The following is a 20,801-nucleotide window of genomic DNA, read 5'->3' on the forward strand; positions in this document are numbered from 1 at the left end:
AAATTATTCAGATACAGGATTTTTAACAATGACCATGGTCATTACTTACTTATTATTTGAATTGTAATTTTAAGGATAGTACTCTTCAAATCATCTCTTATGGACACATTACAGCAAGATAATTATGTACTCCTGGACAATTTAACTTCAATCTGGGATCAAATTTTCACTGTAGCTCCTTTGGTCGTAATTGGGACAAAGGAAAAGCAAGGTTATGATCTAGCCCCAAAACATATGGCTATGCCCTTGGGTTTTGGCAATTATTTTGGATTTGTCTGTACGCCAAGGCACAATACATTTAGCAATGTGTTGGCCACAGGTGAATTTACCGTGAGTTTTCCAAAACCCGATCAAATAATCACAACTTCGTTGAGTGCCAGTCCACGATTGGATTGTATTTCAAAATCAGAAGGGATAGTTGAAGCGTTGCCTGTTTTAAAGGCCCCTTCAATGGATGCACCGATATTAGCTGACGCCTATTTTTATTTGGAGTGTGGGTTACATAAAATTATTGATGGCTTTGATGATTATAGTATTATAACTGGAAAAATTAAGTCGGCTTATGCCCATAGAAATTATATAAAAGCTTCGGAAATGGATGAGCAGGATCAAATTTCAAAAAACCCCTTACTTGTATATATTGCCCCGGGCAGGTTTGCTAAGATCACGGAAACAATTGCTTTCCCCTTTCCAAAAAATTTTAAGCGATGAAAACCCCGGAGAAAATAGCGGGCCATACCAAGGAGTATCTTTTGACTAATAAAGAACAAATGATTCTCTTTTTAAAAGAATTGGTTAGTATTGAATCGCCCACGGACAAAATTAATTCCCAGCACCAAATATTGGCTTATCTAAGAGATAGATTTATTGCTATGGGTTATTTGGTAATTCATATGTCAGGCAAAAATACCGGCGGTTATTTGTATGCAAGACCCAAAAATAGAAAGAAAGGTTTACCCCTTCAGCTTTTGATAGGTCATTGCGATACTGTTTGGCCCTTAGGAACAATAAAAAATATGCCCCTAACTTACATTAGAGGTAAGATAAAAGGGCCTGGTGTTTATGATATGAAAGCTGGTATTACCCAGATGGTTTTTTCCCTAATGGCGATCAGGGAGATGAACATAACAGCAAAAGTGGAACCTGTAATATTCATAAATTCTGATGAAGAAACAGGAAGCAGAGAGTCTACTAATGCGCTTAAAAGATTGGCAAAACTTGCAAACCGGGCCTATGTTTTGGAACCCCCTTTAGGATTGAATGGAAAATTAAAAACAGCAAGAAAAGGATTAGGTCGCTTTACTATTACCGTTCGCGGCAAGGCAGCGCATGCCGGATTAGACCCTGCCAAAGGCGTGAGTGCCATAGTAGAATTATCCCAGCAAGTCCAGAGGCTTTACGCTATGAATGATCTGGATAGAGGGATCTCTGTAAATATAGGAATGATTGAAGGGGGTATCTCACCCAATGTGATTGCACCTTTAAGTAAAGCTGTTATTGATGTTAGAGTCCTTAAAGAAGCAGATGGGGATATGATTACAAAAAAAATAAAAGCCCTAAAGCCAATACATAAAGATGTTGTAATGGAAATAGAAGGGGGTATTGGCAGACCGCCTATGGAAAAAACTCCTCGTAACCAGCTTTTATGGGAAATGGCAAAGAAACAAGGACAACAATTGGGGCTGGATCTGGAAGAAGCAACTGCCGGGGGAGGTTCAGATGCCAATACAACAAGCCTTTATACTGCCACTCTCGATGGTCTTGGAACCCCCGGAGATGGAGCACACGCAGCGCACGAGTATATTTTACAGAACAAGCTTATTGAAAGGACATCCCTTTTAACGCTCTTGTTATTATTAGAACCTTTAAATGAAAAAACATGAACCATCAATTCATTTATACATCACTAACTAGAATTTCCGATTTGGCTGAAATCGAATTCAATTTAGAAAAACTTGATAGGGCCCAATGGGCAACCGGCGATTATGTTGTGAGTAAGATTCTGGACCCGGGAAGTAACACACTAAATTTAGAGCTTACTACGGGCAGAATGCGGGGAGTAATTGGAGGAGAATCAATCGTAGGTGCATTGGGGGAGCGTTATGCAACTCTTGAAGCGACAGGGACATGGCGCAAAGTTAAAGCCGACCTTAAGATGCATGTTTTGACCGGAGCTGGTCTTATGGGAAAATTAACCTCAAAATCTATTTTTTTGCCAAATATGATGGAAGTAAATTATACAGGCCATGCATTCAGAAATGGTAAAAAACTTACCATGAACGATTTTGTGGAATCAGGTGAGCCAATTCCATTTAATACACCCGTGATCCTATTTGTAGGGACTTCCATGTCTGCAGGTAAAACAACTTCTGCCAGAATAGTAGCCAATCTTTTTAAAGTTGCCGGATACAACGTAGTTGGTGCTAAGCTCACCGGTGCCGGACGTTATAAAGATATTCTGGCCATTAAGGACGTGGGCGCAAATGCGGTTATGGATTTTGTGGATGTTGGACTGCCATCTTCAATTTGTCCGGTAGACATTTACAGGACAAAGTTAGATCAGCTATTGAGCAGAATTCAGCATCAAAATGCCGATGTAGCCATTATTGAGATAGGCGCATCGCCTTTGGAGCCCTATAATGGTGATCTGGCTATTAACGCTTTGAGAGACCATATAAAATGTATTGTTCTTTGTGCTTCGGATCCATACGCTGTATACGGATTAATGGCAGCGTTCGAAATTATTCCGGACATTGTGACCGGGATTACATCTAATACGTTGGCAGGAGTTAATATGGTTAAAAAACTTTGTAATGTTAATGCTCTGAATTTGATTGATTCTTCAACTTCTGAGGAGTTAAAGGAAGTGCTGTCTGCAAAGACCGGTTTTGATTTATCAGAAAATACAATGGCTTATAGTAATTAAGGCCTTTGACTGACAAATATCATACTGTACTAATCACTTAGTTTTTATCTTAGAAATGAAAATTAAAATTGAATAAACCATGAAAGCTTCAGAAAAGAATATTTGTCAGAGTTGTGGAATGCCAATGAAAAATATGACAGATTTTGGGACCGATAGCGATGGAAGTATAAATTCAGAGTATTGCCACTATTGTTATGAAGAGGGAGAGTTTACCGATAAGGGGATTAGCCTTGAAGAAAAAATGGCAAAGAATATGAATATTGCCATTAAAATGGGAATGTCAGAAGTTGATGCAGCCAAATTGGCAAGTAGAACACTTCCTGCCCTTAGGCGCTGGCGGAAATCAAACAAAGCTAAACAAGTAGAAAAATAACACTGCGCAGATATCAATGGAAACGGTTTCACTTAATGAACAGCGAAGAACACGCTTCACATTCCTTCAAATTCTGGAAGGAGTAGAGGGTATTCTTATTATTACTGCAGCCTACTTAACCTTGTTTTTTAAACCATTAAGGGACCGATGGGGTATGAATAGTAAGGAGGCAAGCGCTTCATTTCCGGGAGATCATCTCGTGCCGCAACCACGCTCAGAGTTTGTTCATGCGATAGAAATAAATGCCCCGGCGAGTTTTGTATGGCCATGGGTTGCCCAACTAGGGCAGGGTAAGGGTGGTTTTTACAGTTATGAGGCATTAGAAAACATACTGGGTTTACACATCTATAATGCCGATCAAATCTTACCGGAATTTCAACAACCTAAAATAGGGGATTTAATACCCTTTGGCCCAAAGGATGCTTATCCACTTGTAATTTGTGAACATGGCAAAGCTATGGCGATTGAAAATTGGTACGATTTAAATAAAAATTCCGTCTACAATCAGGCATTAGAATCTCCTATGAATTATTTGCATCTCAGTTGGTTGTGGATGGTTGAACCAATTGATGAACATAGGTCAAAGTTTATCTCTAGAAATAGAGTAGATTTCAAACCTACCTTTAAAAACAGTTTGCTATTTGGGCCTTTGGGCGAACCTGTTGTATTTGCCATGGACAGGAAAATGTGTTATGGGATAAAAAGAAGAGCGGAGAATTTATATAGGAATTCTTCACGATAGCCATTCTCTCTCTCAGGTTTTTTATAAACTCGGAATATGATAGGCTTATGAAAATAGATATACTTCCGGTAGTTCCTAAACCTTCTGTATTGCTCTTGCCACTTGTAGGAATGGGTATATTTGTTGTTTTATATGTTTTGGCGGCCATTAATTATCCCGGGGGTTCATGGATGGTATTGGATCAGGAAGGATTCAGTTTTTGGAACAACTACCTATGTGATTTATTGGACTTATATGCCATAAACGGGGATTTAAATCCTGCGCGGTTTTTTGCCAGGGGTTCACTGGCAGTGCTTTGTGTAAGTCTGATTTTATTGTGGTATTATTTACCAGGACTTTTTTCAAATAAAAGCACCAATCTCATTGTCATGTGGCTTGCAGGGATTCTGGCTTTAGCAATTACTATGTCTCTCACATCAGGAACTCATGATATTACAGTTCGTATCGCGGGTTTTTTTGGGGTAATTGCCTTTATCAGCTGTTTTGTTGAATTATACAAGGCGAAATATTTCTCACTTTTGATTTTGGGTATTATATGTCTGCTGATTTTCTTGGGAAACTATTATATATATGAAACCGGGGCTATGATAAGAAGCCTACCGGTTATCCAAAAAGTAACCTTTATCTGCTATATTCTGTGGTTTGCCTTTCTGGATATATCCTACTACAAATTTTTAAAACTTAAACAAGATAAAATTAAGGTAAACCATTAATAAAACCCTGATATCCAGAGCTTTTATTAAATTAATTAGTGTATTTGTATCAATATCTTTTGACGCTTATATGTTTTGTTTCGGGCCATATATTTTGTAACTTTAAAAGGGTCTCGTTTTAACCTGAAGGTGAACTCCATCTTGCATTAATAATCGGAGGATCAAGCTTTAATTGGATTAGAAAAACAAACGAAGAGTAGATATAAGGTATTATTTACGGGAAAATAAAAATAATTTAAAACTATCGGTATGAGCGCACTATTTGTTTTCACCATTGTATTCCTGTTGTTTCTATTTGCAGGAATAAGAATTGTCTTTGAGTATAAAAGAGCATTAAAATTTCGATTCGGAAAGTATGTGAAGACCTTACAGCCTGGCTTCAGGTGGATAATACCCATAGTGGATACAGTTCAGACTGTGGATATTAGGGTTATTACCATAAATATTGTATCCCAGGAAGTAATGACGGAAGATAATGTGCCCTGCAGCATAGACGGAGTGGTTTTCTTTAAGATTAATGATCCGGAAAAGGCGGTCCTGGAAGTCGAGGAATTTTCCTTTGCAATTACACAGCTTTCTCAGGCAGCATTAAGGGATGTATGTGGAAAAGTAGAGCTGGATACCATTTTATCAAAACGTGAAGAAATGGGCAAAAATATTAAGAGTATCGTTGAACAGGAAACTCATCAATGGGGTATTGAGATCATAGATGTAAAAATCAAAGATATTCAGTTGCCTGAAAACATGAGACGAATGATGGCCAACCAGGCAGAAGCTGAAAGATCAAGAAGAGCCAGGATAATTCTTGCGCAGGCCGAAGAGCAGGCTGCAGGCAAATTACTGGAAGCAGGATTACAAATAGATAAATCGCCTTCTGCAATTAAGCTGAGGTTATATCAGACATTATCCAATATTGCTGCAGAGAAAAATTCTACCATACTCTTTCCGTTTCCTGAAGAAGTATTGCCCAGAACACCCAAAAAAGAAGATTCCTAGAAAAATTTCTTGGAAATATGGAATGTGATTTAGTAATATGAGTTCTAATTGACATTCTCTGTAGTATAATCTCTTTTTGTGGCCGGGAATTGACTAAGTATTATGATTAACACTCCCAGAATTGTATAGGAGAAGTGTAGATTATTATAAACAATCCCAAAGTAGAGTTGCATATTAATCCACAGAATAAGTAATATCCCAATGTAAAAGGAAAAGGCGTTGGACCAATGAAATTTCTTATCCCAATTGATCTTCCGGGCCCAATTCAGCCATTTCCTGGTTAGTAATCCGTACAAAGTAATTAAGGGTATCAGGCCTAAAACTACTAACAGGAATAATCCGGGAATCAAAAAATTCTTAAATGGTGTATTTTTGAGTACATCTATAGAAAGACCAATACCATTGCCTGAAGGATCATTTAAAAGACTCAAGCCCGAAGGAATTGCACTAATAGCTTGAAAAAAAATTAATAAAATAAGAAGATTAGAAGAGATTGATCTTTTCATTATTAATATGTGCGATTCTTATACAAATAAATCATCCCCCATAAACCATAAACGGTTATTAATGTTAATATGATAGGAAAGGAAATGTATTTATCAGGATTCAATACAATTGCGTCTGTTTCGATAGAAATAGTATATAGGTGCACTATGGGCCAATAAACCGAGATGGCCAAACCTCCAAACATAATAAAAGCTCCCCATTTTTTTTCTTTAATTAGTCCCAGTACTCCAAGAACCAGCATGGGGATATAGAATATGGTATCTCCAAAGGCGAAACCCTTGGCAAAAGCTATTCCAACGTTACCAATTTCATTTTCTGATTCTTGTAATCCCAGGTCTATGGCCAAATTATAATCTATTAATGATAAAGTTTGGCCTGCAGTCAAAAAGAGAATTAAAACAAGTGTCGTTGAAATTAAAATCCAAAATCCGACACCTTTTTTAGTATTCATAACTGGATTTATAATCGTTGCTGCAATCTCTTATTTTTCTAATTGGGCAAATAGTACCATGTAGTTATGACCAGCTTCTTTAGCACATTTGGGGCAGTAGGCATAATGCACATAATATCTTTCAGCTTTTTCTTTGCGCTTCTGCAAATAAGAATCCATCTGCTTTATGAATTTTGGGATATCATTATAGGCACCATCAAATACCTTACCCCTGAATGTTCCGGAAAGTGTTGTGTTAACGGCGTTTGGCACATTGTCGGTTACGGAGAGATAGATTTCTGACATAAAAGCATGTGGGTCCGTAAATAATACCAGGATATTTTCTTTATCGGCTGCTAGTTTTTTAGAATCCTCCGCCAGTTTCATCATTTTGGTAATTCTATTTCCTATCATTGGAGGCAATGGAATATGAAAAAAAGTAGGCACGGTAGCCTTAATAAACTTTTTATCATCCCAAGCGAATGTCTTTTCATTCCATTTTTCAGGATGAAATTTTGGGCAACATTCTTGTTTTTCCACTTCCATAACGTATAATTTTAAAAGTACCGGTCAAGGGCTAACAGATTAGTTTTCCTGGAGCAGTTCTTTTTTTAATATATTTCTAAAACGCACAATACTTAAATCCAGGATGCAAAAAGCGGTATCTTAAGCTATAATTTTCAGTTATTAGATCAATAGGATTTATTGTTCCCTCGTACTGAGGGACCTCAATTAGGTTTGGGGATATTCCAAAAGTCTTCGGCTTCCTTTTCCATTTTTTCAAGCCTGGTGTAATAATCCGGGAATTCTTTTAAATGTGCCCAGGCAATTTTTCCGGTAAGGTACTTGTCGTCATTAGTGACATTGGTTTCAGGAAACCTTGTTCCATGTTCAAATTCTACATTAATTCCATCAGTAAATTCATCCAAGCTTACTTCTTCCCAATTGATTCCAAGAGATTGTCCTATCTCTTTGGCATCTTTTCTATTCATTTTTTTCATTTTCATTGTAGTTTTAATTTCAGTTTTTATATTTCCCATGGGATATATTTTACACATCAAAGCAACCTGTCTTTATTTTTTGCTATTAGTGATATTATCGGTTTCTAATTGGACTAATGGCTGCTTCAGGTAGTTCCGATATTTTTGCAATCCTTGATTAATCATTTCTACCCCGGCTTTACTGGTTATTGTTGCTCCGGAGATACCATCAATCATGTTGACACCTTCAATTAATACCACACCGTTCTGTTTTAGCCCAAAGTCCTTTAAATCAGGGTCCAGTTCTATTCCAACAAATTGATTTTCAAAAGAGCTCTGCGTGATTGCGGCACCATATCCTTCCGATTCCGCCATATGTTCAAACTGGAGCTTCATAATTTCTTTCCTTTTATTGTCAATGATGATTTTCGCCCAGATGGCTCCGATATTTCCTCTGCTTTGGATAACCAGGATCACCTCATCAGATCCAAGAATTTCAAATAAGGGCAGCTTAGAAGTCGACCTGCCCTTTACAAGGTTTTTATAAATCTTCGTATTTTTTTCCGAATCGGAAATAACAACTTTGCCATTTTCATCAATAAACTTAAAACCCAATAAACTGGAAATATCAGAGGTATCAGTATAAGGTATATTTGCAAAAACCAGCAACTCCTTTACAACAGGAGAAATTTGCTCAGTAACATACACTGCTTTGACAGGCTGCTCCAACTCATGTTTTTCCCTGCAGTTCCAAATTAATGCAGGTATTAGTGCTAATGCTAATTTGATTCCGGTATCTTTTAGTATGGTGTTCATTTAGCTACTTTTAACCAGCCATCAATCCACCGTCTATCACATAAGTGCTTCCGTTTACATATTTGCTTTCATCTGAAGCAAGATAAAGCACCAGATTAGAAATTTCCAAAGCTTCTGCATATCGGCCATAAGGCACGATGGCTTCAAAACCTTTTTGAACCTCGGCTGAATTATCCGGAGAAATATCCGTTTCTATTCTTCGCATCATTTGGGTGTTAACTGGTCCCGGATGTATGGTATTTACTCGTATTTTTCTATCGGCAAATTCTAAGGCCGACACTCTCATTATACCAATAACGGCATGTTTACTTGTTACATAGGCTCCTAAACCCTTAAATCCTTTAAGTCCGGCTACCGAGGATGTGATAATCACAGATCCACCTTCAACCATCTTCGGAATTACATATTTACACCCATACCATATTCCCTTAAGGTTAACGGCTATTACCTTATCAAATACGTCATTGGGATAGTCTTCAATAGAACTGGAGGCTCCTTCGATTCCCGCATTATTAAAGAACAGATTTATTTTGCCAAATTTGGACAAGGTTTCAGCAGTATATCTTTCTACATCAGCAGGATTAGATACATCGGCGACACAATAGTCCAAATGAGAAGAATTTAGTTCTTTGGAAGTCGATTCCAGCTTTTCTTTATTTATATCCACGAGCATAACACTTGCCCCTTCCTTAAGAAACAACGCGGCAGTACTCTTGCCTATTCCGGCAGCTCCTCCGGTAATAATGGCGACTTTATCTTTTAATAGTTCCATCATTATATTTATAATTCAAGTTTTCGTATTTCCCATGTATTCGTTGAAGATTTTACGGCCAAAGTGTTAACCGATAGAAATTTTGCACGAAGTTCAGGCAATTCATAACGTCTTACGGACATCGAAATTCCATCTCTCTTATTAATAAGTAGCATAATATCGCCGGCAGTATCCAGGAGAACTTCACTAAATTTATAATCATAGATATTCAATTGAAAATTGTTTTTTCCTCTAAAGTCTTTGGTGACAAGAATGCCAACGGCATATCCTTCATTGAATTCAGTTAGATTCAGATATTCGGGTTCAATTACTATTTTGCCCTCGGTATTTATAAAGCCATAAGTAGGAATCTCCTCTTCTTCCATTATTTTTTTTATCATACATCTGCCATTTTTAAATTGAGGAAAACGGATTGAACTAACATCGTTTACTGAGGTAGCAGGTAAATTGTTCCAAACAAGATCGTCTCTAAATTCTATTGCTAATTGGCCTTCTTTATTAATAAACCCCCATTCATTACCTTTCCTTATTGCTGCTAATCCTTCACTAAATGGCGCTATTTCATCAATGCCTGTAAGCCCCTGTGCAAAAAGGAAAAAGGGTAGTATGAACAAAGCGAAAAGCGGGAATATTTTTTTCATAAGATTTTATATTAAAGTGTTAATATCAGCAGCAAAATTACGCTGCCCATAGCTGGTATAAAATGACCTTCGTCATCCCAAAAACCCAAGAATAGCTATCTGTGCCTGGTATGTTGAACAGCCATAGGAATGTATATCTCTTCTTATGTTTTAGAACATAATATTGGAATAAATCATACTCTTTAGGTCTTTTGGAAGGCCATCCCTAATATCTTCCATCTCGCCCAGGGAAATATATTTTCTCAAATAAATAAAGGTAGTATCTATATATTGCTCGGCCACTTCATCACTGTATTCAAAATCATTAACAGCTGAAGGACCGTCGTGTTTTCTTACCAGGTCTATAAATTCAGCCATATGCTTTATTTTCAACTTCTTTTTATTTCTAAGAGTCCAGCCGTTTACATAAACTGCTTTTAAGAACATGGGCAGTTGCGCAATTAATTGCAAAGATTCCTCGGTTGAAATTATATCGCGTAAGCTGTGAAGAATAGCAGATAATATTCTACCTGCTTTATCTCTATTGGTGCCAAGATTCATTTCCTTGGTGTATTCTTTAAGGAAGGTATTCCCTTCTGTAGCATATTGATTAAAATTTAGTGCCATGATTATAGTTTTTATAAGTGAACTATAAAGATGAGCAGTAGCAATGCCATTACAAATGATCTTGGTCACTTGAACCATAATTAGTAAGATTTTAATTCTAAATCAGCAAATGCATCTTTTCTAAAAGATTCTACTGATTAATATCATAGTTATCATCTCTGATGCTCAGTAAATTTGAGATTGAGATATAAATACCATTATTATGAACATACTTCTTCCTACAGATTTTTCTAAAAATTCCGGGAACGCCATTAGTTATGCCATGGAGTTATTTAAAAATGAAAAATGTAACTTTTTCTTCCTGCATACGTATACCCCCTCATTTTACCGGATGGATTATATGCTGGGGGGGCCTATGTTTAGTGCTATTCCCGATTCTGGCGTTGATATTTCACTGGCCGGTCTAGAAAAAACACTTAAAGATGTTAAGAAATCTTATAAAAATCCAAATCATAGCTATAATATCATTTCAGCCTTCAATACACTTACAGATGAAATCAATGAAGTGACTATAGAGAAGGAAATTGATATGGTGGTGATGGGAACTCAAGGTGCAACCGGGGCTAAAGAGATATTTCTTGGGTCAAATACGGTTTATGTTCTCCGAAAGGCTATTGCACCGGTTTTGGTAATACCGGAAAACTATACCTTCCAAAAAATTGAAAAAATATTGCTTCCATCAGACTATTTGACAAATTATAAGGATAACGAATTGAGTACTGCTATAAAAATGGTCAAAATGAATAAAGCAAAACTTATTGTTTTACATGTAAAAGAGGAGTACGATCTGACCGCCAGTCAGGAGGAAAATAAGATGGCGCTATATCGTCGTTTAGATGGTTTGTCAACGACCCTTACAGAATTAAAAGGTAGTTTAATGCCAAATGCAATTTTAAATTATGTCCAGAAGAATGGGATTGATCTCCTTATGATGATGAATAGAAAACATTCATTTTTTGAACGAATTTTTGAAAAACAAAATGTAGATCAAATAGGTTTTCATATAAAAATACCCTTCCTGGTCATTAGAGATACAGCCAAGGTGGTTAAATAACAGTTACAGATGAAAAATGTTTTATTGCTTACCGATTTTTCAAATAATGCATGGAATGCGATTTTCGCAGCTCTGAAAATGCACGAACATATAGAATGTCATTTTTTGCTTTTAAATACGTATGAACCCAGTTTTGCAAATATTCTTGGAGACAAGAGTAAGGAAAGATTGGGGGTAATCTACGACTCTCTTGCAAAAAATTCTTCAATTGAACTTGACAAGATATTACAATATTTAGAAAAAAATCATGTAAATAAAAACCACACTTTTGAAAAACGTTCTGTATCCAATGATATGGTAAATGCGGTAAAGGAAATTTGTAATGAAAAAGATATTGACCTAATTGTCATGGGAACTAAAGGGGCTACGGGAGCCAAAGAAATTTTTATGGGAAGCAATACAGTAGAGCTCATTAAAATGATAAACAGCTGCCCCATATTTGCCGTTCCAAGTAAACATGATTTTAAAGGCTTAAATAAGATTTTGTTTCCTACAGAGTATACAAGACCCTACACAAAATATGAACTGAAGCCGCTTATAGAACTGGCAACAACTTGGAATTCAGAAATATTAATAGTTCACATAGCACAGGAATTTTCGTTAAATGATGAGCAACTTTCTAATAAAAAAGTTTTGATCAAACGTTTGGGTAACGTTGAGCATTCCTTTCACAATATAGAGATTGAGGTGAGTGTGGCTGATTCAATTAGTAAGTTTGCGATAGAGAGCAGAGCAGATATTATTGTTTTAATTAATTATGAGCATACTTTTATAGAGAAACTAACCCGTGAAGCTGTGGTAAAAAAAGTGGGCTTTCATACACAAATACCATTGCTGGTTCTGCCGCAATGAGCAGGGTAATTTAGTGTCAGCTACAATATGATCAAATAATAATATAGTATAATGATTCGAATAGTTTTACCTACAGATTTTTCAAAAAACGCATGGCATGCAATAAAATATGCAACATTTCTTTTTGAACAATCACCTTGTACTTTCATTATAATTCATGCACACCAGGTTAGTCCATCGGGCTTAATAAGTGCAATAAACAAAGAACATGATACCAGACTTCATGAGATTACGGCCAAAGAATCTGAAAGAAAGCTTAATAAAATAGTAAATCATTTAAATAAAATAAATAAGGTTGCAGAACACCAATTTGAAGGTGTACTGGTTGCCGATTCTTTATTAAATGCTATTGGTCGTGAAGTAATAGACAAAGATGCCGACTATATTATTATGGGAACCCAGGGAGCTTCTGGTTTAGGTGAAATTTTTATGGGTAGTAATACAGTTAGTGTTATAAAGAATATTAACTTTTGTCCGGTTATTGCGGTTCCCAATTCTTATGATTTTAGCCCTTTTAATGAAATTTTATTTGCCACAAATTTTAAACACCTGTATCAACGTGTCGAATTACAGCCATTGCTGGATCTTGCCAAACTTCGTAAGGCCAGAATTAATGTTATTCATATCAATGAGGAAAAGGAATTAAACGAGGAACAACTACAATTAAAGAAATTGCTGCACAATTTATTAGGAGAGAAGGACAGTGTTTTTGAAGAATTTGACTATCATCCGAACATTGCTTTAAAAATCAACGATCTGACTGAAAAGAAAAACGCAGGGTTGATAGCAATGATAAATTCTCAGTATAGTTTTTTTAAAGGGTTAACGCACGAGCCAGTGGTCAAAAAAGTAGCGTTTAAAACAAAGATCCCCTTTTTGGTCCTTCCGGAAGTGGAGTAATTTCTTTTATTCAGCTTCGCAAATTCAAAAAATAAAAACCTTTTTAACTATTTATAAGCCTTAATCAATCCTTAAACTATTTATAAGGATAGATTATCGTTTGAGTAAACAGAATACCATAAATTTGCACTTTGAAAATTCTGGTATCAATGAGCAAAGCCATTTATGTAGCTACTACCGAGCCCAATAGCGGTAAATCGATAATATCCTTAGGACTGATGCATTTATTATTGGGGAAAGCTGCTAAAGTAGGGTACTTCAGGCCAATAATAGATGATTACGGACCCGGGGAGAAGGACAATCATATTAATACGGTGATTTCCTACTTTGGAATACAAATGGAATATAATGAAGCCTATGCTTGCACGAGAAGTGAGGTAATCCATAAATACAATCAGGATAAGAGTGATGAGGTATTAGACAAGATCATAGAAAAGTATAAAGCCATTGAATCTCGTTTTGATTTTGTATTGGTTGAGGGAACCGATTTTTCTGGGGAAGGATCAATTATAGAATGGGACATTAATGTTTACATGGCGAAAAACCTTGGAATCCCCACAGTTATTCTGGCAAGCGGTGTGGGCAAAACCTTGGAAGAATTGGTTGATAACCTTTACCTCGCTTATGATTCCTTTACCAATAAGGGTGTTGAAGTTTTGATGGTAGTTGCCAATAAAGTAGAACCTCAAAATGTAACCCTGGTAACCAATGGTCTTTTAAAAGCACTTCCGGCCGAAGTGCTAATTGGCACTATTCCTTTAAATCCGGCCCTGGGTAATCCCACCATGAAAGAGATTGTTAAAGAACTGGAAGGAGAGGTTCTTTTTGGTCATAACTTTTTAAATAATCAGGTGAGTAATTTTAGTGTGGGGGCGATGCAATTACGAAATTATCTCACTCATTTTAAGGAATATGGTTTGGTTATAACTCCAGGTGATAGATCTGATATTATTCTGGGAGCTTTGCAGGCCAACCTATCTTCAAATTACCCAACCGCTTCAGGAATTGTTCTTACGGGGGGACTTGTTCCTGAAGATCCGGTTATTCAGTTAATCGAAGGTCTCTCGGAAGTAGTTCCTATCATCTCGGTTCAGGGAGGTACTTTTTCTATTGCGAATAAGGTTGGTGCAATACGTCCTAAAATATACGCGGAGAATAAACAAAAAATAGAGGGATCAATTCAGGACTTTACAAGATTTCTGCCTATAAATGCTTTAGCTGAGCGTCTAATAACCTTTAAAGCAAACGGGATTACTCCACGAATGTTCCAGTATAATCTCCTTAAAAGGGCCCAAAGTGTCAAAAAGCATATTGTTTTGCCGGAAGGTACAGATGAACGCATACTTCGAGCAGCTAAGGAACTAATCGATGCAGATGCTGTTAAATTAACTCTTTTAGGCGATCCGGTACAGATAAAGGAAAAGGCAAGACAATTGGATTTGCTACTTGATTTTGAAAAAATTAGCATTATAGATCCTATAAATTCAATTTATTTTGAAGATTATACCAATACGCTGTACGAATTACGCAAGCATAAAAATGTAGATAAGGCCATGGCACAGGATCTTATGGCAGATATCTCTTATTTTGGAACAATGATGGTCTATAAAGGGAATGCAGACGGCATGGTTTCCGGGGCTGTTCATACCACCCAACACACTATTAGACCGGCGCTTCAGTTAATTAAGACCAAACCTAATGTATCTATCGTTTCTTCCGTGTTTTTTATGTGTCTGGAAGATAGGGTTTCGGTTTATGGCGACTGTGCAATAAATCCGAATCCGAATGCAGAACAATTGGCTGAAATTGCAATTACATCTGCCGCCACCAGTTTGGCATTCGAAATAGATCCCAAAATAGCCATGCTTTCCTATTCTTCCGGAACTTCAGGCTCAGGGGAAGATGTAGAAAGAGTGCGCGAAGCTACTCAGATTGTTAAAAAGAGAGCACCTTATCTTAAAGTTGAAGGCCCAATTCAATACGATGCCGCAGTAGATAAAATTGTAGGTAAAACAAAAATGCCTGACTCTGAAGTAGCCGGACAGGCAAGTGTTTTTATTTTTCCGGATCTTAACACGGGCAATAATACATACAAAGCAGTGCAGCGAGAAACCGGTGCCCTGGCTATTGGACCAATAATTCAGGGACTAAATAAACCTGTAAATGATCTGAGCAGGGGAAGTACAGTTAATGATATATTTAATACAGTTATTATAACTGCCATCCAGGCCCAGGCATTATAATTTAATTATTTCAATGAATATTCTAATTATTAATACAGGGAGTTCATCTATAAAGTTTCAGTTAATGCATATGCCATCAGAAAGCGTTTTGTGTTCTGGCATGGTAGATAGAATAGGACTGGAAAATGGAAATTTGAAGTATACAAAGGTTGATTACGAAACTAATGAAATACAGCAGTTTTCATCCCACAGAAAAGGGCTTAATCGGGTTATAGAACTACTTTTGGATCCTGCAAACGGAGCTATTACCGACGTAAATGAAATAGATGCCGTTGGGCACAGGGTAGTCCATGGGGGAACTGCTTTTTCTGAAACTACAATTATTACCCAGGAAGTAAAAGATAAGATTGGAGATTTGAGTCAGTTGGCTCCATTGCATAATCCACATAACCTGGAAGGGATATTGATTGCTGAAGAATTATTTCCAAATGCCAAACAGGTTGCGGTCTTTGATACCGCCTTTCATCAAACTATTCCCTTGAAGGCTCGTAAATATGCAATACCGGATGAATTATACACGAAACACGGAATACAGCTTTACGGCTTCCACGGCACTAGTCATAAATATGTTACAGAAAAGGCCATAAGCTTTTTAGATAAAAAAGTGGCTAAGATTATTAGCATTCATCTAGGTAATGGCTGCAGTATTACTGCCGTCTATAATGGAAAAAGTATGGACCATAGTTTGGGTTTTGCTCCCTCAAATGGACTTATTATGGGTTCCAGAAGTGGAGACATTGATCATTCTATGATTTTTTACCTTGTAGAATCGCTGGGCTATAGTTTGCGGGAAGTAAATGATTTGCTCAATAAGAAAAGTGGAATGCTAGGACTTACCGGGTATAGTGATTTACGTGAAATTCAGGCTAAAGCTAATGAAGGTGATGCCAAATGCCGGTTAGCCCTGGAAATGAATGCCTACAGGATCAAAAAATATATTGGAGCCTACAGTTCTGTCTTGAATGGACTGGATGTCTTAATTTTTACAGCGGGGATAGGTGAAAATTCCAGTTATCTTAGGGAACTTGTCTGTTCTGAGATGGACTTTCTTGGAATTGATTTGGACATGCAGAAGAATGCGCAAAAATCCCATGGAATTAGGGAAATACAAAATGACTCATCAAGAGTAAAAATTTTGGTCATTCCTACGAATGAGGAATTGGAAATTGCAAAGCAAACCTTTGACTTGCTCAAAACCTCCTGATATAAAAAAATACGCTAAAATTTCTATGTGAAATGATCTTAATCATTTCGTATAGAAAGTCTATGTCTTAACTTGATCCATTATTAATATTAACCTAAAAAAAATTTATCATGTCAGACAACAGTAGTAATGTTTTGTTAGCTCTTTTAACAGGGGCAGCAATAGGAGCAGGTATAGGAATTTTATATGCACCTGACGAAGGGATTAAAACCCGAAAAAAAATTAAGGATAAGGCACTTGAAACCAAGCACGATCTAACAGAACGAATTTCTCATGCCAAGGATGAACTCACCAAAGTAGCAGACGAGAAGAAAGAAGTTTTTGAACAAAAGTTAGAGGATACCATCTCTACAATGAGTTACAAAGCAGATGAAATTATTGTTCAATTAGAGCGTAAGCTTGAAGAGATCAGAAAGAAAAATGCACAATTACAGAAGTAGGCTATTATGGCTTTTGAAGGATTAAGACAAAATATTTCTGAATTAGACGAAAATGTCAGCTCCTATGTGGAGCATAGCATAGAATACGCCAAGCTTAAAAGTTTTAAGATATCCATGGTTTTGGTTACCTTTTTGGCCAAAGTGTTGTTGGTTGGTACAATAGTTATTTTGGCTTTGATATTTTTGAGCTTGGCGGCTTCTTTTGCCTTGGGTCACGCAATGGATAATACCATTTATGGATTCGCTATAATTGGGTTTTTATATCTGTTGTTTGCCATTATAGGTTATCTATTTCGCGATAGGTTAAATAAACCTTTACTGCAATTGTTTTCTAAATACTTTTTTGAAGGACCATGATAGGAAAATACAACTCGTTTAGGGAAATTGATGAAGATTTGAAAATCCTCGCTCTTGAAAGAGAGATCAACAAGGAGTATACGAAGTATAGTTTGCAAGAACTTAAAACGTATTTCTATCCCTTTAATTTAATTAGAAGTTTTGATGGTTTTGTTGCCAAAGTGATGATTCCCTTTATTTTAACTAGGGTTTTTAAGAAAAAAAGACTGTCAGAATAGCAATTTATAAAGATTTCTAAAAATGCCATAGGTGTTTAAACTAATACTTATGGTCATTTTTTTTTTGAAATTTATACTCTATTTATATCTTTTTGTTTTCTAAATTTCTTGTGAGTAAAAAGGTACCTTTACTGTTATTAAGTAAATTTCATGAATACGGGTTTAGTATTGTCTGGGGGAGGATTTAGGGGTATTGCTCACATAGGAGTAATAAAGGCTTTGGATGAATATGGCTTCGAGATTACTCATATTTCAGGAACCAGTGCTGGTGCGATAATTGGCGCATTATATTCAGGGGGTGTAGATTGGAAACAAATCCTCGAATTTATAAAGCAGATAAATATATTTAGTATTAACAATTATGCGGTTGGCAAACCCGGCTTTGTTGATACTGAAAAATTTTATAACAAGTTCTCTGAATTCTTTTCTGCCGATAATTTTGAGAGTCTGAAAATTCCTTTATTCATCACTGCAACTAACATTCTGGATGGTAGTTTAAAGGTTTTTTCTGAAGGAGAGCTTATTCGGCCATTATTGGCGTCAGCGGCATTTCCAGGGGTTTTTACGCCAATAAAAATAGCAGATTCGTATTATGTAGATGGAGGAGCGTTGAACAATTTCCCTGTAGATCTGATTAAAAACTATTGTGATCAGATCATTGGGGTTTATGTAAATCCCTTTCTTAAAATAGAGTTAGATGAATTAAAACATTCTTACAATGTCCTGGAGCGTGCTTATAAGATACGCTCAGCTATGGATGCACTTTCTAAATTTGGAGATTGTAATCTGGTAATTTCACCTAAGGATTTAATCAATCACAGTACATTTTCAATAAATGATGTGGATGCTGTTTTTGATTTGGGGTATCAGGCGGCTATAAAGGCTTTGAAAAATCCGGATAATCTTCAATTGCCAAAAGAAGATAGCTAAAAACGGTTTATGGAGTCTTTATTCTAAATTATGGAAAAAACAATGCCCTCATTCAAGACCTTATACTACATGGACGATTAAAAGATCTTAGAAAAAGGGCATTTTTACTAAAAAATGAAATTTTAACTAATTTCAATTACTTTTGGTTTTGGTTTTAGAGCCACTTCTTTTTTTGCTAGTTTAAAGCTTAGAATTCCGTCACTGTATTTGGCTTTAATTTCCTCTTCTTTTACATTTTCTGGTAAAAGCAAGGATCTTTCAAATGCATTATAACTAAATTCTTTTCTGGTGTAATCTTCATCCTTTTCTTCTTTACTAACCTCTTTTTTTGCAGAAATATTGAGGTATCCTTCATCAATGGTGATTTCAAAATCTTTCTTAGCGAAGCCAGGTGCTGCCAATTCAATTTCAAAGTGGTCTTCTTTTTCCATAATATTTAAAGCAGGTTCTCCGGATCTTGCATTCCAGAAACGATCGTTTACTAATCCACGATTCCAAAATTTGTCGTCAAAGAAATTCTCCATGTCAAAAAAATCGGAAGTAATTAGGTTTCCAAAAGGTCTTGTCCTTTTTTTAAATTTAACTAGTGACATAATATTAGATTTTAGGTTAAACATTAATTGAGACACGAATGTAAAGAGTACATCTAATTTTCGGAATGATATTGATCAGTTGCATGCCATTTTTTTCATTTTCTAAATAATCAAGGCCATAAAACTTTGAAATAAATTATCTGAGAACTTTTAAAATTATAAATGAATTTCTTAAAATATCATATTGCTGTTATCATGTAATATTTGCCTTCAGATTCAAAATTTCAGAGAATTTGAATATATTCGTAACCTATGGATTACTTTATCATTACCAGTATACTGGTATTTATATCTGCATTGTTTGGTTATCTCAACATAAGATACATTAAGCTGCCAAACACAATAGGGCTAACCGTAATTACTATATTTTTCACTCTTGGGATTTTTGCACTTAGCTATTTTGATGATACTTTATTAAACGCAGAACGCTACATCATAACACAAATAGATTTCAGGTCTGTACTGCTTGATATTATGCTTAGTTTTTTGCTTTTTGCCGGGGCTCTGCATACCGATTTACAAAAACTAAAGGAACTAAAATGGCCTATACTGTTTTTTGCAACTTTTGGTGTTCTGGCATCCACTTTGCTCATAGGTACTGTTGTATATTTTTTGCTACAGGGAATAGGATTAGAGGTGCAACTTATTAATTGTCTTCTTTTTGGAGCCCTTATATCTCCAACAGATCCAATTGCCGTTTTAGGGATATTAAAAAAAGCTGATGTGCCTAAAAAACTGGAAATTAAGATTGTAGGTGAATCGCTTTTCAATGATGGTGTTGGCGTAGTAATTTTTCTGACGATTTTCGGATTGGCTAATGGAACCGGTGGAGACTTTTCTTTTACGAGTGTTCTTACTCTTTTTGTACACGAGGTTGGGGGGGGATTACTTCTTGGGGCCTTATTGGGCTGGATTACATTTAAGCTAATGAGATCTATAGACGATTATAATATTGAAGTCATTATAACTTTGGCCACAGTTATGACAGGCACCGTTGTTGCACAATACCTGCACGTTTCTGCACCATTGGCTATGGTGGTTGCAGGATTAATCGTTGGTGGAAATGAAGCACGGCGACATGCAATGTCTGCAGTCACAGAAAATTATGTGGACAAGTTTTGGGAGCTGATAGATATTCTTTTAAACACCATACTCTTTGTCCTTATAGGAATGGAATTATTGGTTTTGGACCTTGAATTCGAATTTGTACTGGCAGGACTCCTTGCGATTCCTATTGCCTTAGTTTGCAGGTATGTCTCCCTGGTTATTCCGGTAAATTTGTTTAAGACACGTCTGGATTTTGTTCCCAATACCAACCTTATAATGACCTGGGGAGGGTTACGTGGTGCAATATCCATAGCACTCGCACTAGGCCTCACGGCAGAAATGCATAGAGAATTATTTTTGGTTATGACCTACACGGTAGTAATTTTCTCCATAGTTGTTCAAGGGCTTAGTGTTGGAAAATTGGTTAAAATACTCAGAAGAAAGAATGACGGGATTTAGCG

26 protein-coding genes are annotated in these 20,801 nt (G+C 36.3%); 17 read left to right on the forward strand and 9 right to left on the reverse strand.

Going from position 1 to position 20,801, the window contains the following annotated elements:
• Positions 1 to 99: 99 nt before the first annotated feature.
• The 7 genes from Q0874_RS05010 (at position 100) to Q0874_RS05040 (ending at position 5,750) form a co-directional block, all read left to right on the forward strand.
• Positions 100 to 711, forward strand: coding sequence for a flavin reductase (locus tag Q0874_RS05010; RefSeq protein ID WP_299160206.1), 612 nt, complete (start codon positions 100 to 102; stop codon positions 709 to 711).
• Positions 708 to 1,883: a M20 family metallopeptidase gene (locus tag Q0874_RS05015; RefSeq protein WP_299160209.1), complete on the forward strand. Its 1,176-nt coding sequence runs from the start codon at positions 708 to 710 to the stop codon at positions 1,881 to 1,883. Before Q0874_RS05010 ends, Q0874_RS05015 begins: the two co-directional genes overlap by 4 nt.
• Positions 1,880 to 2,926, forward strand: coding sequence for a hypothetical protein (locus Q0874_RS05020; RefSeq protein WP_299160211.1), 1,047 nt, complete (start codon positions 1,880 to 1,882; stop codon positions 2,924 to 2,926). The genes Q0874_RS05015 and Q0874_RS05020 overlap by 4 nt, the downstream gene beginning before the upstream one ends.
• A gap of 79 nt (positions 2,927 to 3,005) precedes the next feature.
• A complete protein-coding gene (locus Q0874_RS05025) occupies positions 3,006 to 3,299 on the forward strand; it encodes a zinc ribbon domain-containing protein (RefSeq protein WP_299160214.1) in 294 nt (97 codons plus the stop codon).
• A 16-nt stretch (positions 3,300 to 3,315) separates the two neighbouring features.
• Positions 3,316 to 4,041, forward strand: a complete 726-nt coding sequence (locus Q0874_RS05030) for a hypothetical protein (RefSeq protein ID WP_299160216.1) — start codon at positions 3,316 to 3,318, stop codon at positions 4,039 to 4,041.
• Positions 4,042 to 4,088: 47 nt separating this feature from the next.
• On the forward strand, positions 4,089 to 4,754 hold the full coding sequence (locus Q0874_RS05035; protein WP_299160218.1) for a hypothetical protein: 666 nt from the start codon (positions 4,089 to 4,091) through the stop codon (positions 4,752 to 4,754).
• A gap of 249 nt (positions 4,755 to 5,003) precedes the next feature.
• Complete coding sequence (locus Q0874_RS05040; RefSeq protein WP_299160220.1) at positions 5,004 to 5,750, forward strand: slipin family protein; 747 nt, start codon at positions 5,004 to 5,006, stop codon at positions 5,748 to 5,750.
• Between the two features lie 44 nt (positions 5,751 to 5,794).
• Here the strand turns inward: Q0874_RS05040 and Q0874_RS05045 are convergent, their stop codons facing one another.
• The 8 genes from Q0874_RS05045 to Q0874_RS05080 form a co-directional block, all read right to left on the reverse strand.
• Positions 5,795 to 6,256, reverse strand: coding sequence for a hypothetical protein (locus tag Q0874_RS05045; RefSeq protein ID WP_299160222.1), 462 nt, complete (start codon positions 6,254 to 6,256; stop codon positions 5,795 to 5,797).
• 2 nt (positions 6,257 to 6,258) lie between these two features.
• A complete protein-coding gene (locus Q0874_RS05050; protein ID WP_299160224.1) occupies positions 6,259 to 6,708 on the reverse strand; it encodes a hypothetical protein in 450 nt (149 codons plus the stop codon).
• Between the two features lie 30 nt (positions 6,709 to 6,738).
• Positions 6,739 to 7,233, reverse strand: a complete 495-nt coding sequence (locus Q0874_RS05055; protein ID WP_299160226.1) for a hydrolase — start codon at positions 7,231 to 7,233, stop codon at positions 6,739 to 6,741.
• Between the two features lie 182 nt (positions 7,234 to 7,415).
• Positions 7,416 to 7,727, reverse strand: a complete 312-nt coding sequence (locus Q0874_RS05060; RefSeq protein WP_299160228.1) for a DUF5661 family protein — start codon at positions 7,725 to 7,727, stop codon at positions 7,416 to 7,418.
• A gap of 33 nt (positions 7,728 to 7,760) precedes the next feature.
• On the reverse strand, positions 7,761 to 8,483 hold the full coding sequence (locus Q0874_RS05065) for an FMN-binding protein (RefSeq protein ID WP_299160230.1): 723 nt from the start codon (positions 8,481 to 8,483) through the stop codon (positions 7,761 to 7,763).
• A gap of 10 nt (positions 8,484 to 8,493) precedes the next feature.
• A complete protein-coding gene (locus Q0874_RS05070; protein WP_367275403.1) occupies positions 8,494 to 9,258 on the reverse strand; it encodes an SDR family NAD(P)-dependent oxidoreductase in 765 nt (254 codons plus the stop codon).
• Between the two features lie 5 nt (positions 9,259 to 9,263).
• The gene (locus tag Q0874_RS05075) at positions 9,264 to 9,896 is read right to left on the reverse strand and encodes a WG repeat-containing protein (RefSeq protein ID WP_299160232.1); all 633 of its coding nucleotides are present in this window, start codon (positions 9,894 to 9,896) and stop codon (positions 9,264 to 9,266) included.
• A gap of 150 nt (positions 9,897 to 10,046) precedes the next feature.
• Positions 10,047 to 10,502, reverse strand: a complete 456-nt coding sequence (locus Q0874_RS05080) for a DUF2267 domain-containing protein (RefSeq protein WP_299160234.1) — start codon at positions 10,500 to 10,502, stop codon at positions 10,047 to 10,049.
• A 202-nt stretch (positions 10,503 to 10,704) separates the two neighbouring features.
• Between Q0874_RS05080 and Q0874_RS05085 the strand changes: the two genes are divergently transcribed.
• From Q0874_RS05085 to Q0874_RS05125, 9 genes are all read left to right on the forward strand, one after another.
• Positions 10,705 to 11,556: a universal stress protein gene (locus Q0874_RS05085; protein WP_299160236.1), complete on the forward strand. Its 852-nt coding sequence runs from the start codon at positions 10,705 to 10,707 to the stop codon at positions 11,554 to 11,556.
• Between the two features lie 9 nt (positions 11,557 to 11,565).
• Positions 11,566 to 12,408, forward strand: a complete 843-nt coding sequence (locus Q0874_RS05090; protein WP_299160238.1) for a universal stress protein — start codon at positions 11,566 to 11,568, stop codon at positions 12,406 to 12,408.
• Between the two features lie 51 nt (positions 12,409 to 12,459).
• On the forward strand, positions 12,460 to 13,308 hold the full coding sequence (locus Q0874_RS05095) for a universal stress protein (protein WP_299160240.1): 849 nt from the start codon (positions 12,460 to 12,462) through the stop codon (positions 13,306 to 13,308).
• A 149-nt stretch (positions 13,309 to 13,457) separates the two neighbouring features.
• Positions 13,458 to 15,551 (forward strand): phosphate acetyltransferase, encoded by a 2,094-nt coding sequence (gene pta, locus Q0874_RS05100; RefSeq protein ID WP_299160242.1) that lies wholly within the window; start codon positions 13,458 to 13,460, stop codon positions 15,549 to 15,551.
• A gap of 13 nt (positions 15,552 to 15,564) precedes the next feature.
• A complete protein-coding gene (locus tag Q0874_RS05105; protein ID WP_299160244.1) occupies positions 15,565 to 16,755 on the forward strand; it encodes an acetate/propionate family kinase in 1,191 nt (396 codons plus the stop codon).
• A 110-nt stretch (positions 16,756 to 16,865) separates the two neighbouring features.
• Positions 16,866 to 17,195 carry a YtxH domain-containing protein gene (locus Q0874_RS05110; protein ID WP_299160246.1) on the forward strand — a complete coding sequence of 110 codons (330 nt, stop codon included), beginning with the start codon at positions 16,866 to 16,868 and terminating at the stop codon, positions 17,193 to 17,195.
• Positions 17,196 to 17,201: 6 nt separating this feature from the next.
• The gene (locus tag Q0874_RS05115) at positions 17,202 to 17,552 is read left to right on the forward strand and encodes a hypothetical protein (RefSeq protein WP_299160248.1); all 351 of its coding nucleotides are present in this window, start codon (positions 17,202 to 17,204) and stop codon (positions 17,550 to 17,552) included.
• Positions 17,549 to 17,770: a DUF6327 family protein gene (locus tag Q0874_RS05120; RefSeq protein ID WP_299160250.1), complete on the forward strand. Its 222-nt coding sequence runs from the start codon at positions 17,549 to 17,551 to the stop codon at positions 17,768 to 17,770. The genes Q0874_RS05115 and Q0874_RS05120 overlap by 4 nt, the downstream gene beginning before the upstream one ends.
• 150 nt (positions 17,771 to 17,920) lie before the next feature.
• Positions 17,921 to 18,700 (forward strand): patatin-like phospholipase family protein, encoded by a 780-nt coding sequence (locus Q0874_RS05125; protein WP_299160252.1) that lies wholly within the window; start codon positions 17,921 to 17,923, stop codon positions 18,698 to 18,700.
• A gap of 122 nt (positions 18,701 to 18,822) precedes the next feature.
• Here Q0874_RS05125 and Q0874_RS05130 read toward each other — a convergent pair whose 3' ends face one another.
• Positions 18,823 to 19,293, reverse strand: coding sequence for an Hsp20/alpha crystallin family protein (locus Q0874_RS05130; RefSeq protein ID WP_299160254.1), 471 nt, complete (start codon positions 19,291 to 19,293; stop codon positions 18,823 to 18,825).
• A 252-nt stretch (positions 19,294 to 19,545) separates the two neighbouring features.
• Between Q0874_RS05130 and Q0874_RS05135 the strand changes: the two genes are divergently transcribed.
• The gene (locus tag Q0874_RS05135; RefSeq protein WP_299160256.1) at positions 19,546 to 20,799 is read left to right on the forward strand and encodes a sodium:proton antiporter; all 1,254 of its coding nucleotides are present in this window, start codon (positions 19,546 to 19,548) and stop codon (positions 20,797 to 20,799) included.
• Positions 20,800 to 20,801 lie beyond the last annotated feature (2 nt).

Origin of the sequence: uncultured Eudoraea sp. (genome assembly GCF_947490415.1) — a bacterium.
Taxonomy (GTDB): Bacteria; Bacteroidota; Bacteroidia; order Flavobacteriales; family Flavobacteriaceae; genus Eudoraea.